The following is a 22,939-nucleotide window of genomic DNA, read 5'->3' on the forward strand; positions in this document are numbered from 1 at the left end:
TGATTGCCGACTTGATAACTCGAATTCCGGTGCCCGGCCACGGGTGAGGCGCCGGGCGGAAGACCCTGCGATGCTACGACGATTCACGGGACGACTGATGTGCGCCGTGGCGCTGGGACTGGCGATGCTCGCCGGGCCGGCGCATGCGGCGCTCGACGAGGCGGCGCTGGCCGGGCTGGCCGGCGATTTCCAGCATCGCATCGAGACGATCGAGGCGCTGGGGGTCGTGGGTGGCGAGGACGCGCGCCGCGTGCTGGACGCGCTGGAGGCGGGCGACCTCGGCGTCGTGGCCGGCCGGGTCGTGATCGTGCAGGGCGAGGCGGTCGCCGCCGCCGCGAGCGGCGAAACCCTCGAGGTCGCTGCGGGCGCGGTCGACACCATCACCGTGAATAACCGCGTGCGCCGTGCGCTCGGCACCGCGCGGGCGGCGCTGGCGTTGTCTTCGCCCGAACGCGGCGAGCGCCTTGCCGCCGCGCGCACGCTCGCCGACGATGCCAGCCCCGCGCTGCCGCCGGCGTTCGAGCGCGCGCTGGCGGCGGAAACGGACGGCGAGATCCGTGGCGTGCTCGCCCGTGCGGCGGCGCGCGTGAATCTCGCGTCACCGGATGCCGCGAAGCGACTGCAGGCGGTCCAGGCGTTGGGCGAGTCGTCGGACCCGGCAGTGAAGAATCTGCTCGCTGCGCTGGGCGAGAAGAAGGGCGACGAATGGGTCGAGCCGAGTAGCGAGGTGCGTGCGGCGGCCGACATGGCGATCCACGCGATCGACCGCCGCATCGCCATCGCGGAAGGCATCGGCACGCTGTTTTCGGGCCTGTCGCTGGGCTCCATCCTGCTCCTCGCGGCGCTGGGGCTGGCGATCACCTACGGCGTGATGGGGATCATCAACATGGCGCACGGCGAGCTGCTGATGGTCGGCGCCTACGCGACTTTCGTCGTGCAAGGGGTGTTCCGCACCTACCTGCCGGCCTATGTGGACGGGTACGTCGTCGCGGCGATCCCCGTCGCCTTCCTCGCCGCGGCGCTGGTCGGTGTGGCGATGGAGCGCCTCGTGCTGCGCCATCTGTATGGCCGTCCGCTGGAGAGCCTGCTCGCGACCTGGGGCCTGTCGCTGGTGCTGATCCAGGCGGCGCGCGTCGTGTTCGGGCCGCAGAACGTCGAGCTTGCGAACCCGGCGTGGATGTCCGGCGGCATCGCGCTCGCGGCGGGCGTCGTGCTGCCGTGGAACCGCATCGTGATCGTCGGCTTCGCGGTGTTCGTGCTGGTGCTGATCTGGCTGATGATGCAGAAGACGCGGCTGGGCATGTTCGTGCGCGCCGTGACGCAGAACCGCGCGATGGCGGGCTGCGTCGGCGTGCCCACCGCGCGGGTCGACACGCTCGCGTTCGCGATCGGCTCGGGCGTCGCGGGCCTCGGCGGACTGGCGCTGTCGCAGATCGCCAACGTCGGCCCGGCGATGGGCACGGGCTACATCGTCGATGCCTTCATGGTCGTCGTGCTGGGCGGCGTCGGCCAGCTCGCCGGCGCGGTGTGGGCGGCGCTGGGGCTGGGCATCGTCGCGAAGTTCCTCGAGGGCTGGGCCGGCGCGGTGATCGCGAAGATCCTCGTGCTGGTGTTCATCATCGTGTTCATCCAGAAGCGGCCGCAGGGGATTTTTGCGTTGAAGGGCAGGTTTGCGGATTCGTAGGGCGGATGAGCGAAGCGTTATCCGCCGGATGAGATTTGAACCGCCGCAAGGGTGGTGATAGGTGGTGCGTGCGGCGGAAGGCGCTTCGCTTTTCCGCCCTATGAACGCGACAACGGAAGGGAGTCGGTCGGGGGTGTTTGCGGAGGGGCGAGGACTGTCTGAGCGCAGGCGCGGAAGCGCGCCGCTGCGCGCTCATTTGAGTCACCTCCGCCGCGCAGCGAAGCTGCAGCCGGCGGAGCAAATTCCCCCGATCGACGAAAGCGTAGGCACGAACCACCAATGCGCAATGAAACGAAGACAACAGGAGCGGCGCCCATGCGCACCCCATTGACGCTACGAATCCTGCGCAGCACCCCGCGCGCGGGTTGGATCGCGCTGGCGATCTTCGCCGCCGTTGCGTGGATCTGTGTGCCGGTCGCGCACGCGGTGCTGCCCGAGGGGCACGCCCTGCACCTGTCGGCCTACATCGTGAGCCTGCTCGGCAAGATCCTGTGCTACATGGTCGTCGCCGTCGCGATGGACCTGATCTGGGGCTACGCCGGCATCCTGTCGCTCGGCCACGGCCTTTTCTTCGCCCTCGGCGGCTACGCCTTCGGCATGTACCTGATGCGCCAGATCGGGCGCGACGGCAGCTACGGCGCCGACCTGCCGGACTTCATGGTCTTCCTCGACTGGAAGGAGCTGCCGTGGTACTGGGCCGGCTCGGACTCCTTCCTGTGGTCGCTGTTCCTCGTCGTCGCGGCGCCGGGGCTGGTGGCCTTCGTGTTCGGCTGGTTCGCGTTCCGCTCGCGCATCAAGGGCGTGTATTTCTCCATCATCACGCAGGCGCTCACCTATGCCGCGATGCTGCTCTTCTTCCGCAACGAGACGGGCTTCGGCGGCAACAACGGCTTTACCGACTTCAAGCGCATCCTCGGCTACGCGATCACCTCGCCCGGGATGCGCGCGACGCTCTTCGCGCTGTCGGCGGCGCTGCTCGTCGCGACGCTGGTGATCGGGCGCTACCTCGTCGCCTCGCGCTTCGGCCGCGTGCTGGCGGCGATCCGCGATGCCGAGAGCCGCGTCATGTTCATCGGCTACAACCCGCTGCACTACAAGCTCTTCGTGTGGACGCTGTCGGCCGTGCTGTGCGGGCTCGCGGGCGCGCTCTACGTGCCGCAGGTGGGCATCATCAACCCCTCGGAGATGAGCCCGGCGACCTCGATCGAGATCGCGGTGTGGGTCGCCGTCGGCGGGCGCGGCACGCTGGTTGGCGCGGTGCTCGGCGCAGGCATCGTGAACCTCGCGAAGAGCTGGTTCACGGTGTCCTTCCCCGAGTACTGGCCTTTCTTCCTCGGTTTCCTGTTCATCGCGGTGACGCTGTACCTGCCCGATGGCGTGGTGGGCCTGTGGCGCAGGCTGGGCGCGCGCCGGGCGGTCGTACCGGCCGCGGTCGAGGGCGTGAAGCCGGCCACCGGGCCGTGCGGCGAGCCCGCTCCGGCGCAGTCCGAATTCGAACCGATCGCCAAGGGAGCCCAGGCATGAGCGGCGTCATGGAGTGGGAACGAAACGCCGTCGCCGACGAGCAGCGCGGCAACTTCAGCGGCAACGCGTCGGGCGCTCATGTGGTGCGCGAGGGCGAACTGGACCTGTCGCACAACGTGATCCTCTACCTCGATGACATCACGGTGAGCTTCGACGGTTTCCGCGCGTTGAACGGGCTGAGCCTCGCGATCGACGCGGGCGAGCTGCGCTGCATCATCGGTCCCAACGGCGCCGGCAAGACGACGATGATGGACGTGATCACCGGCAAGACGCGGCCGGACTCGGGCAAGGCCTTCTTCGGCCAGACGATCGATCTCACGCGCCTGACCGAGCCGCAGATCGCGCACGCCGGCATCGGCCGCAAGTTCCAGAAGCCGACGGTGTTCGAGCAGCACAGCGCGTTCGAGAACCTGGAGCTGGCAATGAAGGCGGACAAGCGCGTGCGCCGTACGCTGTTCGCGCAGCTCTTCGACGACGACCGCGACCGTATCGCCGAGGTGCTGGTGCAGATCGGCCTCGCGCACGAGGCGGACCGTCCAGCGGGCCTGCTGTCGCACGGCCAGAAGCAGTGGCTGGAGATCGGCATGCTGTTGATGCAGGAGCCGAAGCTGTTGCTGCTGGACGAGCCGGTCGCCGGCATGACCGACGACGAGACGGCGCGCACGGCGGAATTATTTGTGAGCCTCGCAGGCAAGCATTCGCTGGTAGTAGTCGAGCACGACATGGCCTTCGTCGAGGCCCTGGGCGGCAAGGTGACGGTGCTGTGCGAGGGATCGGTACTGGCGGAGGGCGAGCTGGCGGAGGTGCAGGATGATCCGCGGGTGATCGAGGTGTATCTGGGCAGATGAGCGAGAACCAGGCGGCCGTCGATCACGAACGAGGCAAGCCGGATGTGGCGGGTGTTTGCGGAAGGGCGAGGACTGTCTGAGCGCAAGCGCGGAAGCGCGCTGCTGCGCGAGTTCCGCAGCCCTGGAGCAAATACCCGCCGCAGCCGGCGATTACTCCCGCGAATTTGGAATACGTCTTGATGTCTTTGGTCTTCAAGAGCTCTCGGGCGAGGCGTGCGTGCTGCTAAGCGCCGGCCACAGGGGGAATTCCCTCCGCGGCTGCGGAACTCGCGGGACGGCGCGCTTCCGCGCCTCCGCTCAGACAGTCCTCGCCGCTCCGGGAACACCCCCTATGTCCGGCTTAGGCCGGGGTTTCACGGAAATCTTCAAAGGCAGGATCAAATGTTGAAAGTCGACAACCTCAACCAGTACTACGGTGGCAGCCACATCCTGCGCGGGCTCTCGTTCGAAGTCCCGCTCGGCAAGGTCACGACCCTGCTGGGGCGCAACGGCGTCGGCAAGACGACGCTGCTGAAGACATTGATGGGGCTCGTGCCCGCGGCGAGCGGCAGCGTCCATTTCGGCGATGCCGACATCACCCGAGCCCCCTCCCATGCCCGCGTGAAAGCCGGTATAGGCTACGTCCCGCAGGGCAGGGAGATCTTCCCGCGCCTCACTGTCGAGGAAAACCTGCTGATGGGCCTCGCCACCCGTCCGCGCGGAGCCGACCTGCCCGCCCGCATCTTCGACATGTTCCCGGTGCTGCGGCAGATGCTCGCGCGGCGCGGCGGCGATCTCTCCGGTGGTCAGCAACAGCAACTTGCCATCGGCCGCGCGCTCGCCTTCGGCCCGAAACTGCTGATCCTCGACGAACCCACCGAGGGCATCCAGCCCTCCATCATCAAGGATATCGAACGTGCGATCCGCAGCCTCGCCGAGACCGGCGAGATGGCGATCCTGCTCGTCGAGCAGTATTACGACTTCGCACGTGCGCTCGCCGACCGGTATCTCGTCATGGAGCGCGGCGAGATCGTCATGCGTGGGCACGGCGCGAGCATGGACGCCGACGGCGTGCGCGCGGCGCTGGCGGTCTGAGCCTGCGACGGACGGAGACAGGATGCGTGATGATGGTGCATGATTAATGTTTATCAGTCATCGATGCTCCGAAGAAACGCCATCGTAGCGCAGCCGCTGGCGCTGCCCTTTGCTGATTTCCAGTCATGAACGCCGTCATCGACAGACTGCACGCGCTCGTACCGTCGTCCGCGTCCGGCTGGGAAGCGATGCTGCAGCTCGGCTTCGAGCGGCGCGGGGCGCGTAGCGTGCTCGCGCGACGCATCCACCGCGGTCCGCTGCGCCTGCAGAAGGCCCTGTATCCGGAAGGCGAAGCCGTCTGCCACGGCATCGTGCTGCATCCGCCCGCCGGTATCGTCGGGGGCGATGCGCTCGAGATCGACGTGTCCGTCGGCGCGGACGCCCATGCGCTGCTGACGACGCCCGGGGCGGGTAAGTGGTATCGCAGTGCCGGCGCATCCGCGCGGCTCGTGCAGCGGATCGCGGTGGGCGAGGGCGGCGTGTGCGAATGGCTGCCGCAGGAGAGCATCGTCTTCGATGGCGCGCTCGGGCGCCTCGAGACCGCGGTCGAACTCGCGCGCGACGCCTGCTTCGTCGGCAGCGAGCTGCTGTGCTTCGGCCGCACCGGCGCGGGCGAACGCTTCGCGCATGGCGAATTGCGCTTGTCGACGCGCATCCGGCGCGAGGGCCGGCCGCTGTGGCTGGAGCGCGGCTGCATCGGCGGCGGCAGCGCCTTGCTCGATGCGCCGGTGGGGCTGGCGGGGCAGCCGGTCGTCGGCAGCCTGCTCGTCGCGTCGCCGCGCTGCGACACGGGGCTGCGCGACGCATGCCGCGAGATCGTGCCGGCGGTCGGGCAGGGCGGGGTGACGCTGTTGCCGGGGCTGCTGGTGGCGCGCTGGCTGGGGCCCGCATGCGAGCCGGGGCGCGAGTGGTTCCTGCGGCTGCTGTCCGTGATCCGGCCGGCGGTTGCCGGCCTGCCGATGCGCGTGCCGCGGATATGGAATACCTGAGGGAATACCTGAAACAACCCGAACGAGGACAAGAGGCATGGAACTGACTCCCCGCGAGAAGGACAAGCTGCTGCTCTTCACCGCCGGCCTGCTCGCCGAGCGGCGCCGCGCGCGCGGCCTGAAGCTCAACTATCCCGAGGCGGTCGCGCTGATCTCGTGCGCGCTCCTCGAAGGCGCGCGCGACGGGCGCACGGTGGCGGAGCTGATGAGCGAGGGCACGACGATCCTGACGCGCGACGACGTGATGGCTGGGGTCGCGGAGATGATCCCCGAGATCCAGATCGAGGCGACCTTCCCGGATGGGACGAAGCTCGTGACCGTGCATAACCCCATCGTGTGAGGCGTGTTTCCTTGTGCCTGCCCGCGCCCGTCCCGACGGGAATTTGCTCCGCAGGCTGCGGAACTCGCGCAGCAGCGCGCTTCCGCGCTTGCGCTCAGACAGTCCTCGCCTGCTGCGCAAACACCCGGCGTGCCGGTCGCTACGCCTTGCCTGACCGAACCGGCAGGCCTTCTGGAGAAGAAAGATGATTCCCGGTGAATATCTCGTCGCCGACGGCGACATCGAACTCAACGCCGGCCGCGCGACGCTGACGCTCGCCGTGACCAACACCGGCGACCGGCCGATCCAGGTCGGCTCGCATTACCACTTCGCGGAAACCAACGCCGCGCTCGCCTTCGACCGCGCCGCGGCGCGCGGCTTCCGGCTCGACATCGCGGCCGGCACGGCGGTGCGCTTCGAGCCGGGACAGTCGCGCACGGTGCAGCTGGTCGCGCTCGCCGGGGAGCGCAGGGTGTATGGCTTCAACGGCGACGTGATGGGGAGCTTGTAATGAGCGTGAAGATCTCGCGCCGCGCGTATGCGGAGATGTTCGGGCCGACGGTCGGCGACCGCGTGCGGCTCGCCGACACCGAGCTGTGGATCGAGGTCGAGCGCGACTTCACGATCTACGGCGAGGAGGTGAAGTTCGGCGGCGGCAAGGTGATCCGCGACGGCATGGGGCAGGGGCAGAAGCTCGCCGCCGAGGTCGCCGACACAGTGATCACCAACGCGCTGATCGTCGACCACTGGGGCATCGTCAAGGCCGACGTCGCGGTGAAGGACGGACGCATCGCGGGCCTCGGCAAGGCGGGCAACCCGGACATCCAGCCGGGCGTGACGATCGCGATCGGCGCGGGCACCGAGATCATCGCCGGCGAGGGTATGATCCTGACCGCCGGCGGCATCGACACCCACATCCACTGGATCTGCCCGCAGCAGATCGACGAGGCGCTGACGAGCGGCGTCACGACGATGCTGGGCGGGGGCACCGGGCCGGCGACCGGCACGTATGCGACGACCTGCACGCCGGGGCCGTGGCATCTGCACCGCATGCTGCAGGCCGCCGACGCCTTCCCGATGAACATGGGCTTCTTCGGCAAGGGCAACGCGAGCCTGCCCGGGCCGCTGCGCGAGCAGGTCGCGGCCGGCGCGATCGGGCTCAAACTGCACGAGGACTGGGGCTCGACGCCGGCGGCGATCGACAACTGCCTGACGGTCGCCGACGAGATGGACGTGCAGGTCGCGATCCATTCCGACACCTTGAACGAGTCGGGCTTCGTCGAGACCACGCTCGCCGCCTTCAAGGGCCGCACGATCCACACCTTCCACACCGAAGGCGCGGGCGGCGGGCACGCGCCGGACATCATCCGCGCGGTCGGGCAGGCGAACGTGCTGCCGTCGTCGACCAACCCGACGCGGCCGTACACGGTGAACACCATCGACGAGCATCTCGACATGCTGATGGTGTGCCACCACCTCGACCCGGCGATCGCCGAGGACGTCGCCTTCGCCGAGTCGCGCATCCGTCGCGAGACCATCGCCGCCGAGGACATCCTGCACGACACCGGCGCGTTCTCGATGATGTCGTCGGACTCGCAGGCGATGGGCCGCGTCGGCGAGGTCGTGATCCGCACCTGGCAGACCGCGCACAAGATGAAGGTGCAGCGCGGCCCGCTGCCCGAGGACAGCGCGCACAACGACAACTTCCGCGTGAAGCGCTACATCGCCAAATACACGATCAACCCGGCGATCACGCACGGCATCTCGCATGTCGTCGGCTCGATCGCGGTCGGCAAGCTCGCGGACCTGGTGCTGTGGAAACCCGCCTTCTTCGGCGTGAAGCCGTCGCTGATCCTGAAAGGCGGCATGATCGCCGCCGCCGCGATGGGCGACGCCAACGCGTCGATCCCGACGCCGCAGCCGGTGCATTACCGCCCCATGTTCGGCGCCTTCGGCGGCGGGCGCAAGACCTCGGTGACCTTCGTGTCGCAGGCGGCGCTCGCCAATCCCGCCGTTGCCGCGCTGGGACTCGCGAAGCCGCTCGAAGCCGTGCAAGGCTGCCGCAGCGTGACCAAGGCCGACATGATCCACAACGGCGCGACGCCGGCGATCGACGTCGATCCCGAGACCTATGTGGTGCGCGCCGACGGCGAACTGCTCGCCTGCGAGCCCGCCGACGTGCTGCCGCTGGCGCAGCGCTATTTCCTGTTCTGAGAGGTGTTCGCGATGGCCGAAGTCGATTCCGCGCCGGGAAAGCCGATGCTGCTGCTCGAAGCGCTCTATGACGGCTCCGCGGCTGCAACGGAGACCTTGCTGCTCGATTTCTCCTACCGGACCAAGAGCCGCCTGCGCGCCAAGCTCGCGTCGGGCGAGGAGGTCGGCATGTTCCTGCCGCGCGGCACGATCCTGCGCGGCGGGCAGAGGCTCTTGGGCAGCGACGGGCGCATCGTCGAGATCGTCGCGGCGCCCGAGGACTTGCTCGAAGCGCGCTGCAGCGACGCGCTGGCGCTCGCGCGCGCGGCCTACCACCTCGGCAACCGCCACGTCGCGGTCGAAATCGGTTCGGACGCCGCGGGCGGGTGGCTGCGCATCCAGGCCGATCACGTGCTCGCAGGCATGCTCGCCGGCCTCGGCGCGACGGTCACCGCGCTGCGCGCGCCCTTCGAGCCGGAAGCGGGGGCCTATGCGCACGGGCATCAGCATCCGGGCGACGGCGGCGGCGCGCGCATCCACATGATGGGCGGGCGCTGATGCTGCCGCTCATGCGCCTGCTGCAACTCGCCAGTCCCGCGCTGCCGGTGGGCGCCTACACCTACTCGCAGGGCCTGGAATGGGCCGTCGAGTCGGGGACGGTGCGCGACGAGGCGGGCACGGCGCGCTGGATCGGCGATCTCCTCGAATGGAACCTCGCGCGCTTCGAGGCGCCGCTGCTGGCCTGGCTGATGGACGCGTGGGCCGGCGGCGACGACGCCAGTGTCGCGGCGCTGAACGCCGATTTCCTCGCCAGCCGCGAGACCGACGAGTTGCGCGCCGAGACCGTGCAGATGGGCTACTCGCTCGTGCGTCTGCTCGCCGATCTCGACGCCTTTTCGGCCTTGCCCGGCTGGCGAACGCGCCTGCTGGCGGTCGACGAGCCGGCATTTCCGGCGGCGTGGAGTGCGGCGGCCGCAGCCTGGGCCATTCCTGCCGACATGGCCGTGCCGGCCTACCTGTGGGCCTGGCTCGAAAATCAGGTGATGGCGGCGGTGAAGGCGGTGCCGCTCGGGCAATCGGCCGGACAGCGCCTGCTGGCGACGCTCGGCGCGCGCATCCCGGCGCTCGCGGCGCAGGCGGCGGTCTTGCCGGCGGACCAATGGAGCAACTTCACCCCCGGCCTCGCACTCGCCAGCAGCCGGCACGAAACCCAATACACGAGGCTTTTCAGATCATGACCCCCCACTCCTCCCAGCCGCTGCGCGTGGGCATCGGCGGCCCGGTCGGCTCGGGCAAGACCGCGCTCACGCTCGCGCTGTGCCGCGCGCTGCGCGAACGCTACGACATCGCCGTCGTCACCAACGACATCTACACCGCCGAGGACGCGCAGTTCCTCGTGCGCAACGAGGCGCTGGCCCCCGAGCGCATCATCGGCGTCGAGACCGGCGGCTGCCCGCACACCGCGATCCGCGAGGATGCGTCGATCAACCTCGAAGCGGTCGACCGCCTGATCCGGCGCTTTCCCGGCGTCGAGATCGTGTTCGTCGAGTCCGGCGGCGACAACCTCGCGGCGACCTTCTCGCCCGAGCTCTCGGACCTCACGCTGTACGTGATCGACGTCTCCGCCGGCGACAAGATCCCGAGGAAGGGCGGCCCCGGCATCACGCGCAGCGACCTGCTCGTGATCAACAAGATCGACCTCGCGCCGCTGGTCGGCGCAAGCCTCGACGTGATGGAGCGTGACGCGAAGAAAATGCGCGGCGAGCGCCCCTTCGTTTTCAGCAACCTGAAAACCGGCCAGGGCCTCGCCGAGATCATCGATTTCATCGAGCGCCAGGGCCTGCTGCGCGCGCCGCAGATCCCTCGTGCGTAATCCGTTCCGCACGTTCCGGATCCTCTCGCCCGACACCACTCACTCCAAGGATATCGCCATGAAACCGCAGCATACCGCCTCCGTCCTGATCCTCATGCTCGCCGCCGGCCCCGCCCTCGCGCACGGCGATCACGGCCTCGTGCCGGGCCTCGCGCACATGTTCTCGTCGGGCCTCGAGCACCTGCCTGCGGCGCTCGTCACGCTTGTCAGCGCCTTCTCTGCGGTCCGCGCCACCGGCGCGCTGCGTTGGGCGCTGGGCGGGCTCGCGGTGGCGGCCGGGGCGCTGACCCTCGCGATGTGACCTAGGCCACAGCGGACTCGGCATGACGGGGGAAAAGACGGATAATCGCGGTTTGCGCCCGCACCGGGCAGATCTGAGGATGTAATCGTGAGCCGTCTGCAGAACGACACCTTCCTGCGCGCCCTGCTGCGCCAGCCGACCGAATACACGCCGCTGTGGCTGATGCGCCAGGCCGGCCGCTACCTGCCCGAGTACTGCGAGACGCGCAAGCGCGCCGGCAGCTTCCTCAACCTGTGCAAGAGCCCGACGCTGGCCTGCGAGGTCACGCTGCAGCCGCTCGCGCGCTACAACCTCGACGCCGCGATCCTGTTCTCCGACATCCTCACCGTGCCGGACGCGATGGGCCTCGGTCTGTACTTCGCCGAAGGCGAGGGCCCGCGCTTCGAGCGCCCGCTACGCGACGAGTGGGAGATCCGCAACCTCGCGATCCCCGATCCGCACGCCGAGCTGCAGTACGTGATGGACGCGGTCGCCGAGATCCGCCGCGCGCTCAACGGCAGCGTGCCGCTGATCGGCTTCTCCGGCAGCCCGTGGACGCTCGCCTGCTACATGGTCGAAGGCGGCTCCTCCGACGACTACCGCAAGGTCAAGGCGATGGCCTATTCCCGCCCCGACCTGCTGCACCACATCCTCTCCGTGACGGCCGACTCCGTCGTCGCCTACCTCAACGCGCAGATCCAGTCGGGCGCGCAGGCCGTGATGGTGTTCGACTCCTGGGGCGGCGTGCTGTCGGAAGCGGCCTACCACGAGTTCTCGCTGCCCTACCTGAAGCGCGTCGTAGACGGGCTGATCAAGGAGAATGAAGGCGAGCGCGTGCCGAACATCGTGTTCACGAAGGGCGGCGGCCTGTGGATCGAAAGCATCGCCGGCATCGGCTGCGACGCGGTGGGCCTCGACTGGACGATGGACATCGGCCGCGCGCGCGCCCTCGTCGGCGACAAGGTGGCGCTGCAGGGCAACCTCGACCCGAACGTGCTGTTCGCGCCGCCCGAGGCCGTCGCGCGCGAAGCGAAGCGCGTGCTCGATTCCTTCGGCAACCACCCCGGCCACGTCTTCAACCTCGGCCACGGCATCTCGCAGTTCACGCCGCCCGAGTCGGTGTCCGTGCTGGTCGACACCGTGCACGAGCACAGCCGCAAGATCCGCGCCGGCGCCTGAACGCCCGGCAGCGGCACCCGAACCCCGGCCGGGACGCGCACACTGCGCACCCCGCCGGGGTTCCCTTTTTTCGGTCGGGCAGAGCGCGTGCCTAGGGGGCATTTGACCGCACCCTTGCGGTGCGGCGTCAGCCGCCGACGGCATCCGGCCCGGCCTTGTCAAGCGGAAAAAGATGCGTTGACCGCTTGACTTATGCACATCCGGCCGGTCCCGATGCCGCATGCTGACTGGAATTGGGGTTTATTCACCAAAATTTATAACTAATTGAAATTTAAATAATAAAAATTTGCCTACTGTTAAGGCAAAGTGACAGAAAGGCATGCGCGGCGCCGGGTTTACCGCGTTTCACCCATGCTATCAACAAAGTTATCCACAGGATTTGTGGACAAGCGCCGGAAGGGTTTCACGGCAAAGATTTACTTCCTGTTTCCCAGCAACGAATTTAACAATCATCCGTAAACATCTGATTTGTTGATGTAAAACACGTAGAGCACGAGATCCGAATGCCTATCGTCCGCGTCGCGCTGCCCGTTCCGTTGCCGCAACTCTTTGATTATTCGTCGCAAGACGCATGCGAAGAGGATGTGGGGCGTTGCGTGCGCGTACCCTTCGGGCGGGGCGAGAAGAGCGGCGTGATCGTCGCGCTGGTCGCCGAATCGGAGCTCGATCCGGCGCGCCTCAAGACGGTGCGTCACATCCAGCGCGAGGTCGCGCCGCTGCCGGCGGACTGGCTGGAGCTCGTCGGCTTCGTCGCGCGCTATTACCACGCGCCGCTCGGCGAGGTGATCGCGCTGGCGCTGCCGCCGGGGCTGCGGCGCGCCGATGCCGTGAGCGACCGCGAGAGCGATCCGCTGCTGGACCTGAGCGACGCGGGCCATGCCGCGCTGGCGGAAACGCGCCGTCCGAGCCGGGCGCTGGCGCTGCTCGGCGAGCTGCGCGCGGCCGGCGTGATCCGTCGCAGCGCCGCGCGCGAGCTGCCCGCGGGGGCGGCGCTCGGCGACGCGTTGAAGCGCGGCTGGGTCGTCGCGGTGCGCGGCACCGACCCCTCGCAGCCGGCGGCGAACCGCCCCGAACTCACCGACGAGCAGCGCGCCGCGGTCGACGCGGTCGCGGCGGCACCGGACGGCTTCACGCCCTGGCTGCTGCAGGGCGTCACCGGCAGCGGCAAGACGGAAGTCTACCTGCGCCTTGCCGAACGGACGCTCGCCGCCGGCCGGCAGGTGCTGATGCTGGTGCCCGAGATCGCGCTCACGCCGCAGCTCGAATCGCGCGTCGCCAACCGTTTTCCCGCCGCCTGCGTCGTGAGCCTGCACTCCGCGCTCGCAGAAGGGGCGCGCTCGCGCGGCTTCGTGCAGGCGCTCGAGGGGCGCGCGGACATCGTGCTCGGCACGCGCCTGTCGGTGTTCGCGCCGTTGCCGCGCCTGGGGCTGATCCTCGTCGACGAGGAACACGACGCCTCGTACAAGCAGCAGGAAGGGGTGCGCTACTCGGCGCGCGATGTCGCCGTGTGGCGCGCGCACCAGCGCAAGGTGCCGGTCGTGCTCGGTTCGGCGACGCCCTCGCTGGAGAGCTGGCAGCACGCGCGGCAGGCGCGCTACCGCAGCCTGCGCCTCGACGCGCGCGCGCTCGCGAGCACGCTGCCGGCGGTGCGCCGCATCGACACGCGCCGCCTGAAGCTCGACGAGGGCCTCAGCCCGCAGCTCAAGGGCGCGATCGGCGAGCGCCTCGCGCGCGGCGAGCAGAGCCTCGTGTTCCTCAACCGCCGCGGCTACGCGCCGGTGCTGTCCTGCCCCGCCTGCGGCTGGGTGAGCCACTGCCCGCACTGTTCGGCCAACCTCGTCGTGCATCTCGCCGACCGGCGCCTGCGCTGCCACCACTGCGGCTGCGACACCGAGGTGCCGCACCATTGCCCGGTGTGCAACAACCAGGACATCCAGCCCTTCGGCCGCGGCACGCAGCGCATCGAGGCGCGCCTCGCCGAACTCTTCCCCGCGGCGCGCGTGCTGCGCGTCGATCGCGACTCGGCGCGCACGCGCAGCCAGTGGGAAAACCTGCTCGCGCAGATCGCCGGCGGCGAGGCCGACATCCTCGTCGGCACGCAGATGATGGCGAAGGGCCACGATTTCCCGCAGCTCACGCTCGTCGGCGTGATCGGCGCCGACGCCTCGCTGCACGCGGCGGATTTCCGCGCCCCCGAGCGCCTGTTCCAGCAGCTGATGCAGGTCGGCGGCCGGGCGGGGCGTGCGCACCTGCCGGGCGAGGTGCTGGTGCAGACCGAGTACCCCGACCACCCGCTGTACCGCTGCCTCGTGAAGCACGACTTCGACGCCTTCGCCGCCTCCGCGCTCGACGAACGCCGCGCTGCGGGCTTCCCGCCCTTCACCTATCAGGCGATGCTGCGCGCCGACGCGCCGATGCTGAAGGACGCGATGGACTTCCTCGCTCACGCGCGCCGCCTCGCGCAGGAGATGGCGCCGGCCGGCCTGCGCGTGTTCGACGCGGTGCCGATGCGCCTGACGCGCCTCGCGCGGCGCGAACGCGCGCAGTTGCTGGTCGAAACCGACGAGCGCGGCCCGCTGCAGGCTTTCCTCGTGTACTGGATCGAGGTGCTGCGCGCCCAGCGCACGCCGCGCGAGCTGCGCTGGCAGCTCGACGTGGATCCGCTCGACGTCTGAGCGCGAGCGCGCCGCAGACGGGCCGGCGCGCCTGACGCGGTGCGTTCGACTCGCCGGGCAGCCGCGCGCGCATCCCATCGGACTTTCGCGCGCCCGCGACTGCGCATATCATCGCCGGGTCGTCGCCTGTCCGCCGGAGCCGCCCGGCGGCGCTGCGACCGTCGGCCCGTGTCGGGCCTGTGCGCAAGGAGACTGCATGGTTCAGGGCTGTCGGCGACGTTTCACCGGATCCCGCGCCGCCGGGCGCAATCGCCCTCGCGGAGCGCGGCCGTGAACCCGGACGCGGTGCTGCGCCTGGTGGCACGGCGCGAAGGCCGGCGCATCACGGGCGTGTCCGTGCACAACCCGCGGCCGCAGGTGGCGCAGGGGCTGGTCGGGCTCGGCGTCGACGAGGCGCTGAAGCTCGTCGCGACCTTTCCCACCCTGTGCCCGCGCGCGCAGACGATCGCCGCGACAGCGGCCTGCGTGGCGGCCGGCGCCGCGAACCTGCAGCGTGCCGAAGCCTGGGCCGAGGAACGTGCGCTCGCGGCCGAGACCGCGCAGGACCACCTGTGGCGCCTGATGCTCGACTGGCCGCGGCTCTTCGGCCACGCGCCGCGCACCGACCGCTTCGCCAAGCTGCACCACCGCCTCGCGCAGATCGGCGATGCGCGCGAGGCTTATGAACTCGGCGGCGACCTGCTCGACCTCGTCGCCGTGGAACTCCTCACCGGCTTCTTCCGCACGACCCGCGAACCGAGCGGCCTGCGCGAATTCGTCGAGCGTGCGCGGCGCGGCGGCACGATCGGCGCAGCCCTGGCCGACCTCATCGAGATGGGTTCGTCGACGCCCGAAGGCGAGGCCGTGCCCCTGTTGCCGACGCTCGCCGCCGGCGCGTGGGCCAACGAGCTGGGCGGCATCCCGTCCCCGGCGTTCTGCGCGGCGCCGACGCTGTTCGGCCGCGCGCATGAAACGGGCGTGCTCGCGCGTCACGCCGGTTCGATGATGGTGCGCAATCTGCTGACGCACCGCCACCGCATCGCCGCGCGCCTGTTCGCCCGTGTCGTCGATCTCTCCGACAGCGCGAGCCGCCTGCGTCACCCGCTGGCGGGCGACATGCCGGTGCTGGTCGATGCGGCGCCGCTCGGCGCCGGCGCGGGCCTCGCCTGCGTCGAGACGCCGCGCGGCCTGCTGATGCACGCGGTGCGGCTGGACGGCGAGCGCATCGCCGACTACGCGATCGTCTCGCCGACCGAATGGAATTTCCACGCGCAGGGGCCGTTCGTGCGCGAAGGCTGCGACTGGGAGGCACCGTCGCACGCAGCGGTGATGCTGCGCCTGCAGGTCCTCGCGCTGTCGCTCGATCCGTGCATGGCGTACGAAATCGCGATCGAGGACGTCGCGGGTGCATGAGCTGTCGCTCGCCGAGAGCATCCGCGCCATCGTCGAGGAGACGGCGCAGGCGCAGGGCTGCTCGCGCGTGCGGACCGTGGTGCTGGAGATCGGTGAGTTGTCGTCGGTCGAGGTCGAGGCGCTGCGTTTCTGTCTCGACACGGTGTTGCGCGACACGTCGGCGGCCGGCGCGGCGATCGAGATCGAGGCGGTGCCCGGCGTCGGCTGGTGTCCCGCGTGCGAGCGCAGCGTGCCGCTCGCGCAGCGCTACGACCCGTGCCCGCACTGCGGCGGCTACCAGCTGCGGCCGACCGGCGGACTGGAGATGCGGGTCAGGGAAATCGAAATCGAATGAAGGCATGATGCGGCCCCCGGTGGTCGTAGAGGGAGCAGGGCAGGGCGATGTGTACGGTGTGCGGCTGTGGCAGCGGTGAAGTGAAGATCGGCGGGGCTGGGTTCGCGAAGGCCGTGCGTCCGAAGGATGGTCCGACGCGGGGCTGGAAGCCGGTGGCGGCCATGCCGACTGCGGGGCACGCGCCCGCCGCCGTTGCGGACCGCGTCCACGCCGGGCACCACCCCCTGCATTTCGGCGACGGCCCCGCGCATGCGCACGCGCCCGGCCTCACGCAGCCGCAGATGGTGAAGATCGAGCGCGACATCCTCGCCAGGAACGACGCCTGCGCGGAACAGAACCGCCGGCAGCTCGCCGCGCGGGGCATCTTCGCGCTGAACCTCGTCTCCAGCCCCGGCTCGGGCAAGACGACGCTGCTGGTGCGCACCCTCACCGAGCTCGCGGGCCGCGTGCCCGCCGCCGTCATCGAAGGCGACCAGCAGACCGAGTTCGACGCCGAGCGCATCCGCGCGACCGGCGTGCCGGCGCTGCAGATCAACACCGGCAAGGGCTGCCACCTCGACGCGGACATGGTCGGCCGCGCGCTCGCGCGGATGGAACTCGCCGACGACAGCCTGCTGCTGATCGAGAACGTCGGCAACCTCGTCTGCCCGGCGGCGTTCGATCTCGGCGAGGCGCACAAGGTCGCGATCCTGTCGGTGACCGAGGGCGAGGACAAGCCGCTGAAATACCCCGACCTGTTCGCCGCCGCCGACCTGCTGCTGCTCAACAAGGTCGACCTGCTGCCGTACCTCACCTTCGACGTCGAGCGTGCGATCGCCTACGCGCGCCGCGTGAATCCGCGGATCGAAGTGATCCGCACCTCGTCGACGAGCGGCGAGGGCATCGCCGAATGGCTCGCGTGGCTCGAACGCGGCCTGGCGAAGGCGCGCGCGGACGGCCTGAGTCGGACATGAGTTCGACCCTGCCCGCGCAGGGGGCGCTGCCGCCCCTGATTCCCCTCGCCCTGCACGGCCCGGCGGTGCTCGCGTTCGGCGCCTGGTTCAAGAACGCGCTGTGCCTCGCGCAGGACGGCGCGGCGTGCATGAGCGCCACCGTCGGCGACCTCGATACGCCCGAGGCCTGTCGCGACATGGATGCCTGGGCCGGGATGCTGCTGAAGCAGGGCCGGCCCGCAGCGATTGCGCACGACCTGCACCCGGACTTCCATTCCAGCCGCAGCGCCTGCGCACTGGCCGCGCGCCTCGGCGTGCCGGCGATCGCCGTGCAGCACCACCATGCGCATGTCGCGGCGGTGCTGGCGGAAAATGGCTACCCCGGCCCGGCACTGGGCCTCGCGCTCGACGGCGTCGGTCTCGGCACCGACGGCACGGCCTGGGGCGGGGAGCTGCTGCGCGTCGACGGCGCGCAGTTCCAGCGTCTCGGCCATCTCGCACCGCTGCCGCTCGCCGGCGGCGACCGCGCCGCGCGCGAACCGTGGCGCATGGCCGCCGCGGTGCTGCATCGTGCCGGCCGCGCCGACGAGATCGCGACGCGCTTCGCCGCGCAGCCCGCGGCGGCGATGCTCGCGCAGCTCCTTGATCGTGCGTCGCTGTGCCCGCCGACTTCCAGCCTCGGCCGCGTGTTCGATGCCGCGGCGGGACTCCTCGGCCTGTGCCCGGTGATGCGCGTCGAGGCCGAGGCCGCGATCGCGCTCGAACGCGCGGCGTCCGGATACCTTGAACGCGTCGGCGACGTGCCGGCGGAGCCCGATGGCTGGTCGATCGACGGGGCGGGGCGGCTCGACCTGTCGCCGATCCTCGTCGCCCTCGCGGATGAATCCGACGCCGGCCGCGGTGCGGCGCGCTTTCACGTCACGCTCGCCGCCGCGCTCGCCGAGTGGGTCGTGGCCGCCGCCGCACACACCGGCCTGTCGACGGTCGCGCTCTCCGGCGGCTGCCTGCACAACCGCATCCTGTCGCAACGCCTCGGCGCCGCGCTTCGCCGCCAGGGTCTCGCAGTGCTCGAGGCGCGCACGCTGTCGCCCGGCGACGCCGGCCTCGCGCTCGGGCAGGCGTGGGTTGCGATCTACCAGCTGAATCACGGACGTTGAACCATGTGCCTCGCCATTCCCGCCCGCATCGTCGAACTGCTGCCCGGTGACGCCTGCCGCGTCGATCTCGGCGGCGTGCGCAAGGAAATCTCGCTCGCACTGGTCGACGGCGCCGAAGTCGGCGACTACGTGATCGTGCATGTCGGCTTTGCGCTGGCGAAGCTCGACCAGGACGAGGCCGAGCAGACGCTCGCGCTCTTCGCCGAAGCCGGACTTTCCGGCGCCGCGCTCACCGACTCGGGCGAAGAAGGCGCCGCGTGAAGTACGTCGACGAGTTCCGCGACGGGGCGCTCGCGGCGAAACTCGCGGCCGCGATCGCCCGCGAGGCCGACACCGGCCGCGGCTACGCCTTCATGGAATTCTGCGGCGGCCACACGCACGCGATCTCGCGCTACGGCATCACCGATCTCTTGCCCGCCAATGTGCGCATGATCCACGGCCCCGGCTGCCCGGTGTGCGTGCTGCCGATCGGTCGCATCGACATGGCGATCCGCCTCGCGCTCGCGCGCCCGGACGTGACGCTCTGCAGCTACGGCGACTGTCTGCGCGTGCCCGCGTCCGACGGCCTCTCGCTGTTGAAGGCCAAGGCGCGCGGCGCCAACGTGCGCATGGTGTATTCCGCCGCCGACGCGCTCGCCCTCGCGCAGAAGCTCCCGGAACGCGAAGTCGTGTTCTTCGCGATCGGCTTCGAGACCACGACCCCGCCCACCGCGCTGGTGCTGCGCCAGGCGCAGGCGCTGGGGCTCGCGAACTTCAGCGTGCTGTGCAACCACGTGCTGACGCCGTCCGCGATCCTGACGATCCTCGAATCGCCCGAAGTGCGCGAACTCGGCACCGTGCCGCTCGACGGTTTCATCGGCCCCGCGCACGTGTCGACGATCATCGGCAGCCGCCCCTACGCCTTCTTCGCCGAGGAATACCGCAAGCCCGTCGTGATCGCCGGCTTCGAGCCGCTCGACGTGATGCAGGCGATCCGCATGCTGATCCGGCAGGTGAACGAAGGCCGCGCCGAAGTCGAGAACGAATTCACGCGCGCGGTCACCGAGGAGGGCAACCTCAAGGCGCAGGCGCTTGTCTCCGAAGTCTTCGAGCTGCGCCGCCGCTTCGAATGGCGCGGCCTGCGCGAAGTGCCGTACTCGGCGTTGAAGATCCGCGCCCCCTTCGCCAAGTGGGACGCCGAAGCCAAGTTCGGCCTCGAATTCGTCTCCGTCCCCGACCACCGCGCCTGCGAATGCGGCGCGATCCTGCGCGGCGTGAAGACACCGACCGACTGCAAACTGTTCGGCACCGTGTGCACGCCCGAGAACCCGATGGGCTCGTGCATGGTGTCGTCCGAAGGCGCCTGCGCGGCGCACTACAACTACGGGCGCTTCCGGGACATCCCGGTCGTCGCCGGGACCGCCCCATGAGCTTTGCCGGAACCATCAGGAAGGGCTACGTCCGCCCGCTGGACCTCAAGCACGGCCGTGTCGACCTCGGCCACGGCGCCGGCGGCCGCGCAATGGCGCAGCTGATCGCCGAACTCTTCGCCGCCGCCTTCGCCAACGAACACCTCGACCGCGGCGACGACGCCGCCGTGCTGCCCGCCCCCGCGCCGGGCGAGCGCCTCGTCGTCGCGACCGACGCCCACGTCGTCAGCCCCCTGTTCTTCCCCGGCGGCGACATCGGCTGCCTGTCCGTGCATGGCACGGTGAACGACCTCGCCGTGATGGGCGCGCGCCCGCTGTACCTCGCCGCAAGCTTCATCCTCGAGGAAGGCTTCTCGCTCGCCGAGCTCGCGCGCATCGTCTCTTCGATGGCGCACGCGTCGCGCGATGCCGGCGTGCCGGTCGTCACCGGCGACACCAAGGTCGTCGAGCAGGGCAAGGGCGACGGCGTCTTCATCACGACCACCGGCATCGGCGCGCTCCCCGCCGGGCGCGACATCGGCGGCGCCAACGCGCGCCCCGGCGACGCGATCCTCGTCTCCGGCACCCTCGGCGATCACGGCATGGCGATCATGGCGCAACGCGAATCGCTCGCCTTCGACGCCGAAATCACCTCCGACACCGCCGCGCTGCACGGCCTCGTCGCCGCGATGCTCGAAGCGGTGCCCACGATCCGCGTGCTGCGCGACCCGACGCGCGGCGGCCTCGCGACCACCCTCAACGAGATCGCGAGCCAGTCGGGCGTCGGCATGGAGCTCGACGAAGCCGCGATTCCGGTCCTGCCCCAGGTCGCAGCCGCGTGTGAGCTGCTGGGCCTGGACCCGCTCTACGTCGCCAACGAAGGCAAGCTGATCGCGATCTGCCCGGCGGAGGATGCCGAGCGCCTCCTCGCCGCGATGCGCGCCCACCCGCTGGGAGAACGCGCGGCGCGCATCGGCACGGTCACCGCCGACGCCAACGGCTTCGTGCAGATCCGCACCACGTTCGGCGGAAGGCGCATGGTGGATTGGCTGTCGGGCGAACAACTGCCGCGCATCTGCTGAGAGAGACATGCGCATCCTCCTCCTCACCCACAGCTTCAACAGCCTCACGCAACGCCTCTTCGCGGAGTTGAAAGCCGACGGCCACGAACTCTCGGTCGAATTCGACATCGCCGACCGCGTCGCCGAGGAAGCCGTCGCGCTGTTCCGCCCCGAGCTGATCCTCGCGCCCTTCCTCAAGCGCGCCGTGCCCGCGTCGATCTGGTCGCGCCACCTGACGCTGATCGTGCATCCCGGCATCGTCGGCGACCGTGGCCCCTCGGCGCTCGACTGGGCGATCATGAACGGCGAGACGGAGTGGGGCGTCACCGTGCTGCAGGCCGAAGCGGAGATGGACGCCGGCCCCGTGTGGGCGAGCGTCACCTTCCCGATGCGCGACGCGACGAAGGCGAGCCTCTACCGCAACGAAGTCACCGCTGCCGCGCTGCAGGCGGTCAGAACCGCGCTCGAACGTGTTCAGGACTGGCGAGCCGGAGAATGGGCGCCAACGCCCCTCGCCCAAATATTGGAAAAAGCCAAACAATCTGGCACGACAGAAAACGTCCAAGACAACGAAACACCATCCATTCCTGCACACGGCAGCCCCCTCCGGGCGCTGTTTCGTGCTGAGGCGTCCGCCACGCGTCCAACGAAGCGCGAGACAGCGCCCGGAGGGGGCGGTTTAGTGCCCGACCAAGCACAAGTCGGCATCGAACGCCCGCTGATGAAACAGCGCGACCGAGCCATCGACTGGCCCAACGACACCACCAACACGATCCTGAAAAAACTCCGCGCCGCCGACGGCTTCCCCGGCGTCGCCGACGCGCTGTTCGGCACGCCCTGCCACCTCTTCGACGCCCACCCCGCAACGCCCGACGAACTCCGCCCCGCAGAACCCGGCGAAGTCATCGCCCGCCGCGACGGCGCCCTCCTGCGCGCAACGCCCGACGGCGCCGTCTGGATCGGCCACGTCAAACGCCCCGACCACGACCACCCCTTCAAGCTCCCCGCCACCGTCGCCTTCGCCTTGGAGGCCGCCGCACTGCCGGAACTCGCGATCCCCTTGATGCGCGCCGCCGCCGACCCCCGCTGGAGCGAACTCCGCTACCGCGAAAGCCCCGACGGCGCCATCGGCTTCCTCGCCTTCGACTTCTACAACGGCGCGATGGCCACCGACCAATGCCGCCGCCTCGCCGGCGCGATTCGATTCGCCGCGAGCCGCCCGACCCGCGTCCTCGTCCTCGAAGGCGGACGCGACTTCTGGTCCAACGGCATCCACCTCAACCGCATCGAGGCCGCCGCCTCCCCCGCGGACGAATCCTGGGCCAACATCAACGCGATGAACGACGCCTGCCTTGCGCTGCTCACCCTCACCGACCGCCTCACCGTCGCCGCGCTGCGCGGCAACGCCGGGGCAGGGGGCTGCTTCCTCGCGCTCGCGGCGGATTACGTGTGGGCGCGCGACGGCATCGTGCTGAATCCGCACTACAAGAACATGGGCAACCTGTTCGGCTCCGAATACTGGAGCTACCTGCTGCCGCGCCGCGTCGGCCCCGAGGCGGGGCGCCGCATCATGGCCAACCGCCTGCCGCTCCGCGCACGCGCCGCACGCGCCGCGGGCCTCATCGACGCCACCTTCAGCCCAGATTTGCCGAGCTTCGAAAGCGAAGTCGCCCGCCACGCCGCAGCCCTCACCGCCGACCCCGCGTTCCTCGACCGCATCGCCGCGAAGACCGCCCGCCGCGCCGCCGACGAAGCCGAAAAGCCGCTCGCCGCGTACCGCGACGAAGAACTCGCCGCGATGCGCCGCAACTTCTACGGCTTCGACCCCAGCTACCACGTTGCGCGCTACCACTTCGTGATGAAGAGCCCGCACTCCTGGACCCCGCGCCACCTCGCGCGCCATCGCGAGATCGGCTGGCAGATGTCGGTGGCGGCCGATGTTGCGTGAATTGTCCATCTGCTTGCGGCACCGGCTTCTCCCGGCAGATGCAGCAGGCCATCATGAATCTTGTGCAGAGGAGCCCTTCGTGGTTTGTA

The 22,939-nt window shown here is 69.8% G+C and carries 22 protein-coding genes; all 22 read left to right on the top strand.

The features are described 5' to 3' along the window. The first annotated feature begins 70 nt into the window (after positions 1 to 70). Entirely contained in the window at positions 71 to 1,684 is a 1,614-nt protein-coding gene (gene urtB / locus GPA22_RS02850) for an urea ABC transporter permease subunit UrtB (RefSeq protein WP_169254578.1), read from the top strand. Positions 1,685 to 1,999: 315 nt separating this feature from the next. Then, positions 2,000 to 3,208, top strand: coding sequence for an urea ABC transporter permease subunit UrtC (urtC, locus tag GPA22_RS02855; RefSeq protein WP_169254579.1), 1,209 nt, complete (start codon positions 2,000 to 2,002; stop codon positions 3,206 to 3,208). Further along, positions 3,205 to 4,056, top strand: a complete 852-nt coding sequence (gene urtD, locus GPA22_RS02860) for an urea ABC transporter ATP-binding protein UrtD (protein ID WP_169254580.1) — start codon at positions 3,205 to 3,207, stop codon at positions 4,054 to 4,056. Before urtC ends, urtD begins: the two co-directional genes overlap by 4 nt. Positions 4,057 to 4,437: 381 nt before the next feature. Beyond that, positions 4,438 to 5,130: an urea ABC transporter ATP-binding subunit UrtE gene (urtE, locus tag GPA22_RS02865; protein ID WP_169254581.1), complete on the top strand. Its 693-nt coding sequence runs from the start codon at positions 4,438 to 4,440 to the stop codon at positions 5,128 to 5,130. Between the two features lie 125 nt (positions 5,131 to 5,255). After that, positions 5,256 to 6,119, top strand: a complete 864-nt coding sequence (locus tag GPA22_RS02870) for an urease accessory protein UreD (protein WP_169254582.1) — start codon at positions 5,256 to 5,258, stop codon at positions 6,117 to 6,119. 37 nt (positions 6,120 to 6,156) lie between these two features. Beyond that, entirely contained in the window at positions 6,157 to 6,459 is a 303-nt protein-coding gene (ureA, locus tag GPA22_RS02875) for an urease subunit gamma (protein ID WP_169254583.1), read from the top strand. A 184-nt stretch (positions 6,460 to 6,643) separates the two neighbouring features. Further along, a complete protein-coding gene (locus GPA22_RS02880) occupies positions 6,644 to 6,949 on the top strand; it encodes an urease subunit beta (RefSeq protein WP_169254584.1) in 306 nt (101 codons plus the stop codon). Then, on the top strand, positions 6,949 to 8,652 hold the full coding sequence (gene ureC, locus GPA22_RS02885; protein WP_169254585.1) for an urease subunit alpha: 1,704 nt from the start codon (positions 6,949 to 6,951) through the stop codon (positions 8,650 to 8,652). The genes GPA22_RS02880 and ureC overlap by 1 nt, the downstream gene beginning before the upstream one ends. A gap of 45 nt (positions 8,653 to 8,697) precedes the next feature. Next, the gene (ureE, locus tag GPA22_RS02890) at positions 8,698 to 9,189 is read left to right on the top strand and encodes an urease accessory protein UreE (RefSeq protein ID WP_211168900.1); all 492 of its coding nucleotides are present in this window, start codon (positions 8,698 to 8,700) and stop codon (positions 9,187 to 9,189) included. Further along, positions 9,189 to 9,869 (top strand): urease accessory protein UreF, encoded by a 681-nt coding sequence (locus tag GPA22_RS02895; RefSeq protein ID WP_169254587.1) that lies wholly within the window; start codon positions 9,189 to 9,191, stop codon positions 9,867 to 9,869. Before ureE ends, GPA22_RS02895 begins: the two co-directional genes overlap by 1 nt. Next, positions 9,866 to 10,504, top strand: coding sequence for an urease accessory protein UreG (gene ureG, locus GPA22_RS02900; protein WP_169254588.1), 639 nt, complete (start codon positions 9,866 to 9,868; stop codon positions 10,502 to 10,504). Before GPA22_RS02895 ends, ureG begins: the two co-directional genes overlap by 4 nt. A gap of 58 nt (positions 10,505 to 10,562) precedes the next feature. Then, positions 10,563 to 10,805, top strand: coding sequence for a hypothetical protein (locus GPA22_RS02905; protein ID WP_169254589.1), 243 nt, complete (start codon positions 10,563 to 10,565; stop codon positions 10,803 to 10,805). An 87-nt stretch (positions 10,806 to 10,892) separates the two neighbouring features. Then, on the top strand, positions 10,893 to 11,963 hold the full coding sequence (hemE, locus tag GPA22_RS02910; protein WP_169254590.1) for a uroporphyrinogen decarboxylase: 1,071 nt from the start codon (positions 10,893 to 10,895) through the stop codon (positions 11,961 to 11,963). Positions 11,964 to 12,466: 503 nt separating this feature from the next. Then, complete coding sequence (locus tag GPA22_RS02915; protein ID WP_169254591.1) at positions 12,467 to 14,638, top strand: primosomal protein N'; 2,172 nt, start codon at positions 12,467 to 12,469, stop codon at positions 14,636 to 14,638. Positions 14,639 to 14,908: 270 nt separating this feature from the next. Further along, a complete protein-coding gene (locus GPA22_RS02920) occupies positions 14,909 to 16,030 on the top strand; it encodes a nickel-dependent hydrogenase large subunit (RefSeq protein ID WP_169254592.1) in 1,122 nt (373 codons plus the stop codon). Beyond that, positions 16,023 to 16,364 (top strand): hydrogenase maturation nickel metallochaperone HypA, encoded by a 342-nt coding sequence (gene hypA / locus GPA22_RS02925; RefSeq protein WP_169254593.1) that lies wholly within the window; start codon positions 16,023 to 16,025, stop codon positions 16,362 to 16,364. Before GPA22_RS02920 ends, hypA begins: the two co-directional genes overlap by 8 nt. Before the next feature lie 47 nt (positions 16,365 to 16,411). Further along, positions 16,412 to 17,317 carry a hydrogenase nickel incorporation protein HypB gene (gene hypB, locus GPA22_RS02930; protein WP_169254594.1) on the top strand — a complete coding sequence of 302 codons (906 nt, stop codon included), beginning with the start codon at positions 16,412 to 16,414 and terminating at the stop codon, positions 17,315 to 17,317. Beyond that, the gene (locus GPA22_RS02935; protein WP_169254595.1) at positions 17,314 to 18,453 is read left to right on the top strand and encodes a carbamoyltransferase HypF; all 1,140 of its coding nucleotides are present in this window, start codon (positions 17,314 to 17,316) and stop codon (positions 18,451 to 18,453) included. Before hypB ends, GPA22_RS02935 begins: the two co-directional genes overlap by 4 nt. Before the next feature lie 3 nt (positions 18,454 to 18,456). Continuing rightward, positions 18,457 to 18,714, top strand: a complete 258-nt coding sequence (locus GPA22_RS02940) for a HypC/HybG/HupF family hydrogenase formation chaperone (protein WP_169254596.1) — start codon at positions 18,457 to 18,459, stop codon at positions 18,712 to 18,714. After that, entirely contained in the window at positions 18,711 to 19,862 is a 1,152-nt protein-coding gene (gene hypD, locus GPA22_RS02945; RefSeq protein ID WP_169254597.1) for a hydrogenase formation protein HypD, read from the top strand. Before GPA22_RS02940 ends, hypD begins: the two co-directional genes overlap by 4 nt. Beyond that, complete coding sequence (gene hypE / locus GPA22_RS02950; protein WP_169254598.1) at positions 19,859 to 20,923, top strand: hydrogenase expression/formation protein HypE; 1,065 nt, start codon at positions 19,859 to 19,861, stop codon at positions 20,921 to 20,923. Before hypD ends, hypE begins: the two co-directional genes overlap by 4 nt. 7 nt (positions 20,924 to 20,930) lie before the next feature. After that, positions 20,931 to 22,850 carry a hydrogenase maturation protein gene (locus tag GPA22_RS02955; RefSeq protein ID WP_169254599.1) on the top strand — a complete coding sequence of 640 codons (1,920 nt, stop codon included), beginning with the start codon at positions 20,931 to 20,933 and terminating at the stop codon, positions 22,848 to 22,850. Positions 22,851 to 22,939: the final 89 nt, after the last annotated feature.

The sequence above is a fragment of the Aromatoleum toluvorans genome, assembly GCF_012910905.1.
GTDB lineage: Bacteria > Pseudomonadota > Gammaproteobacteria > Burkholderiales > Rhodocyclaceae > Aromatoleum > Aromatoleum toluvorans.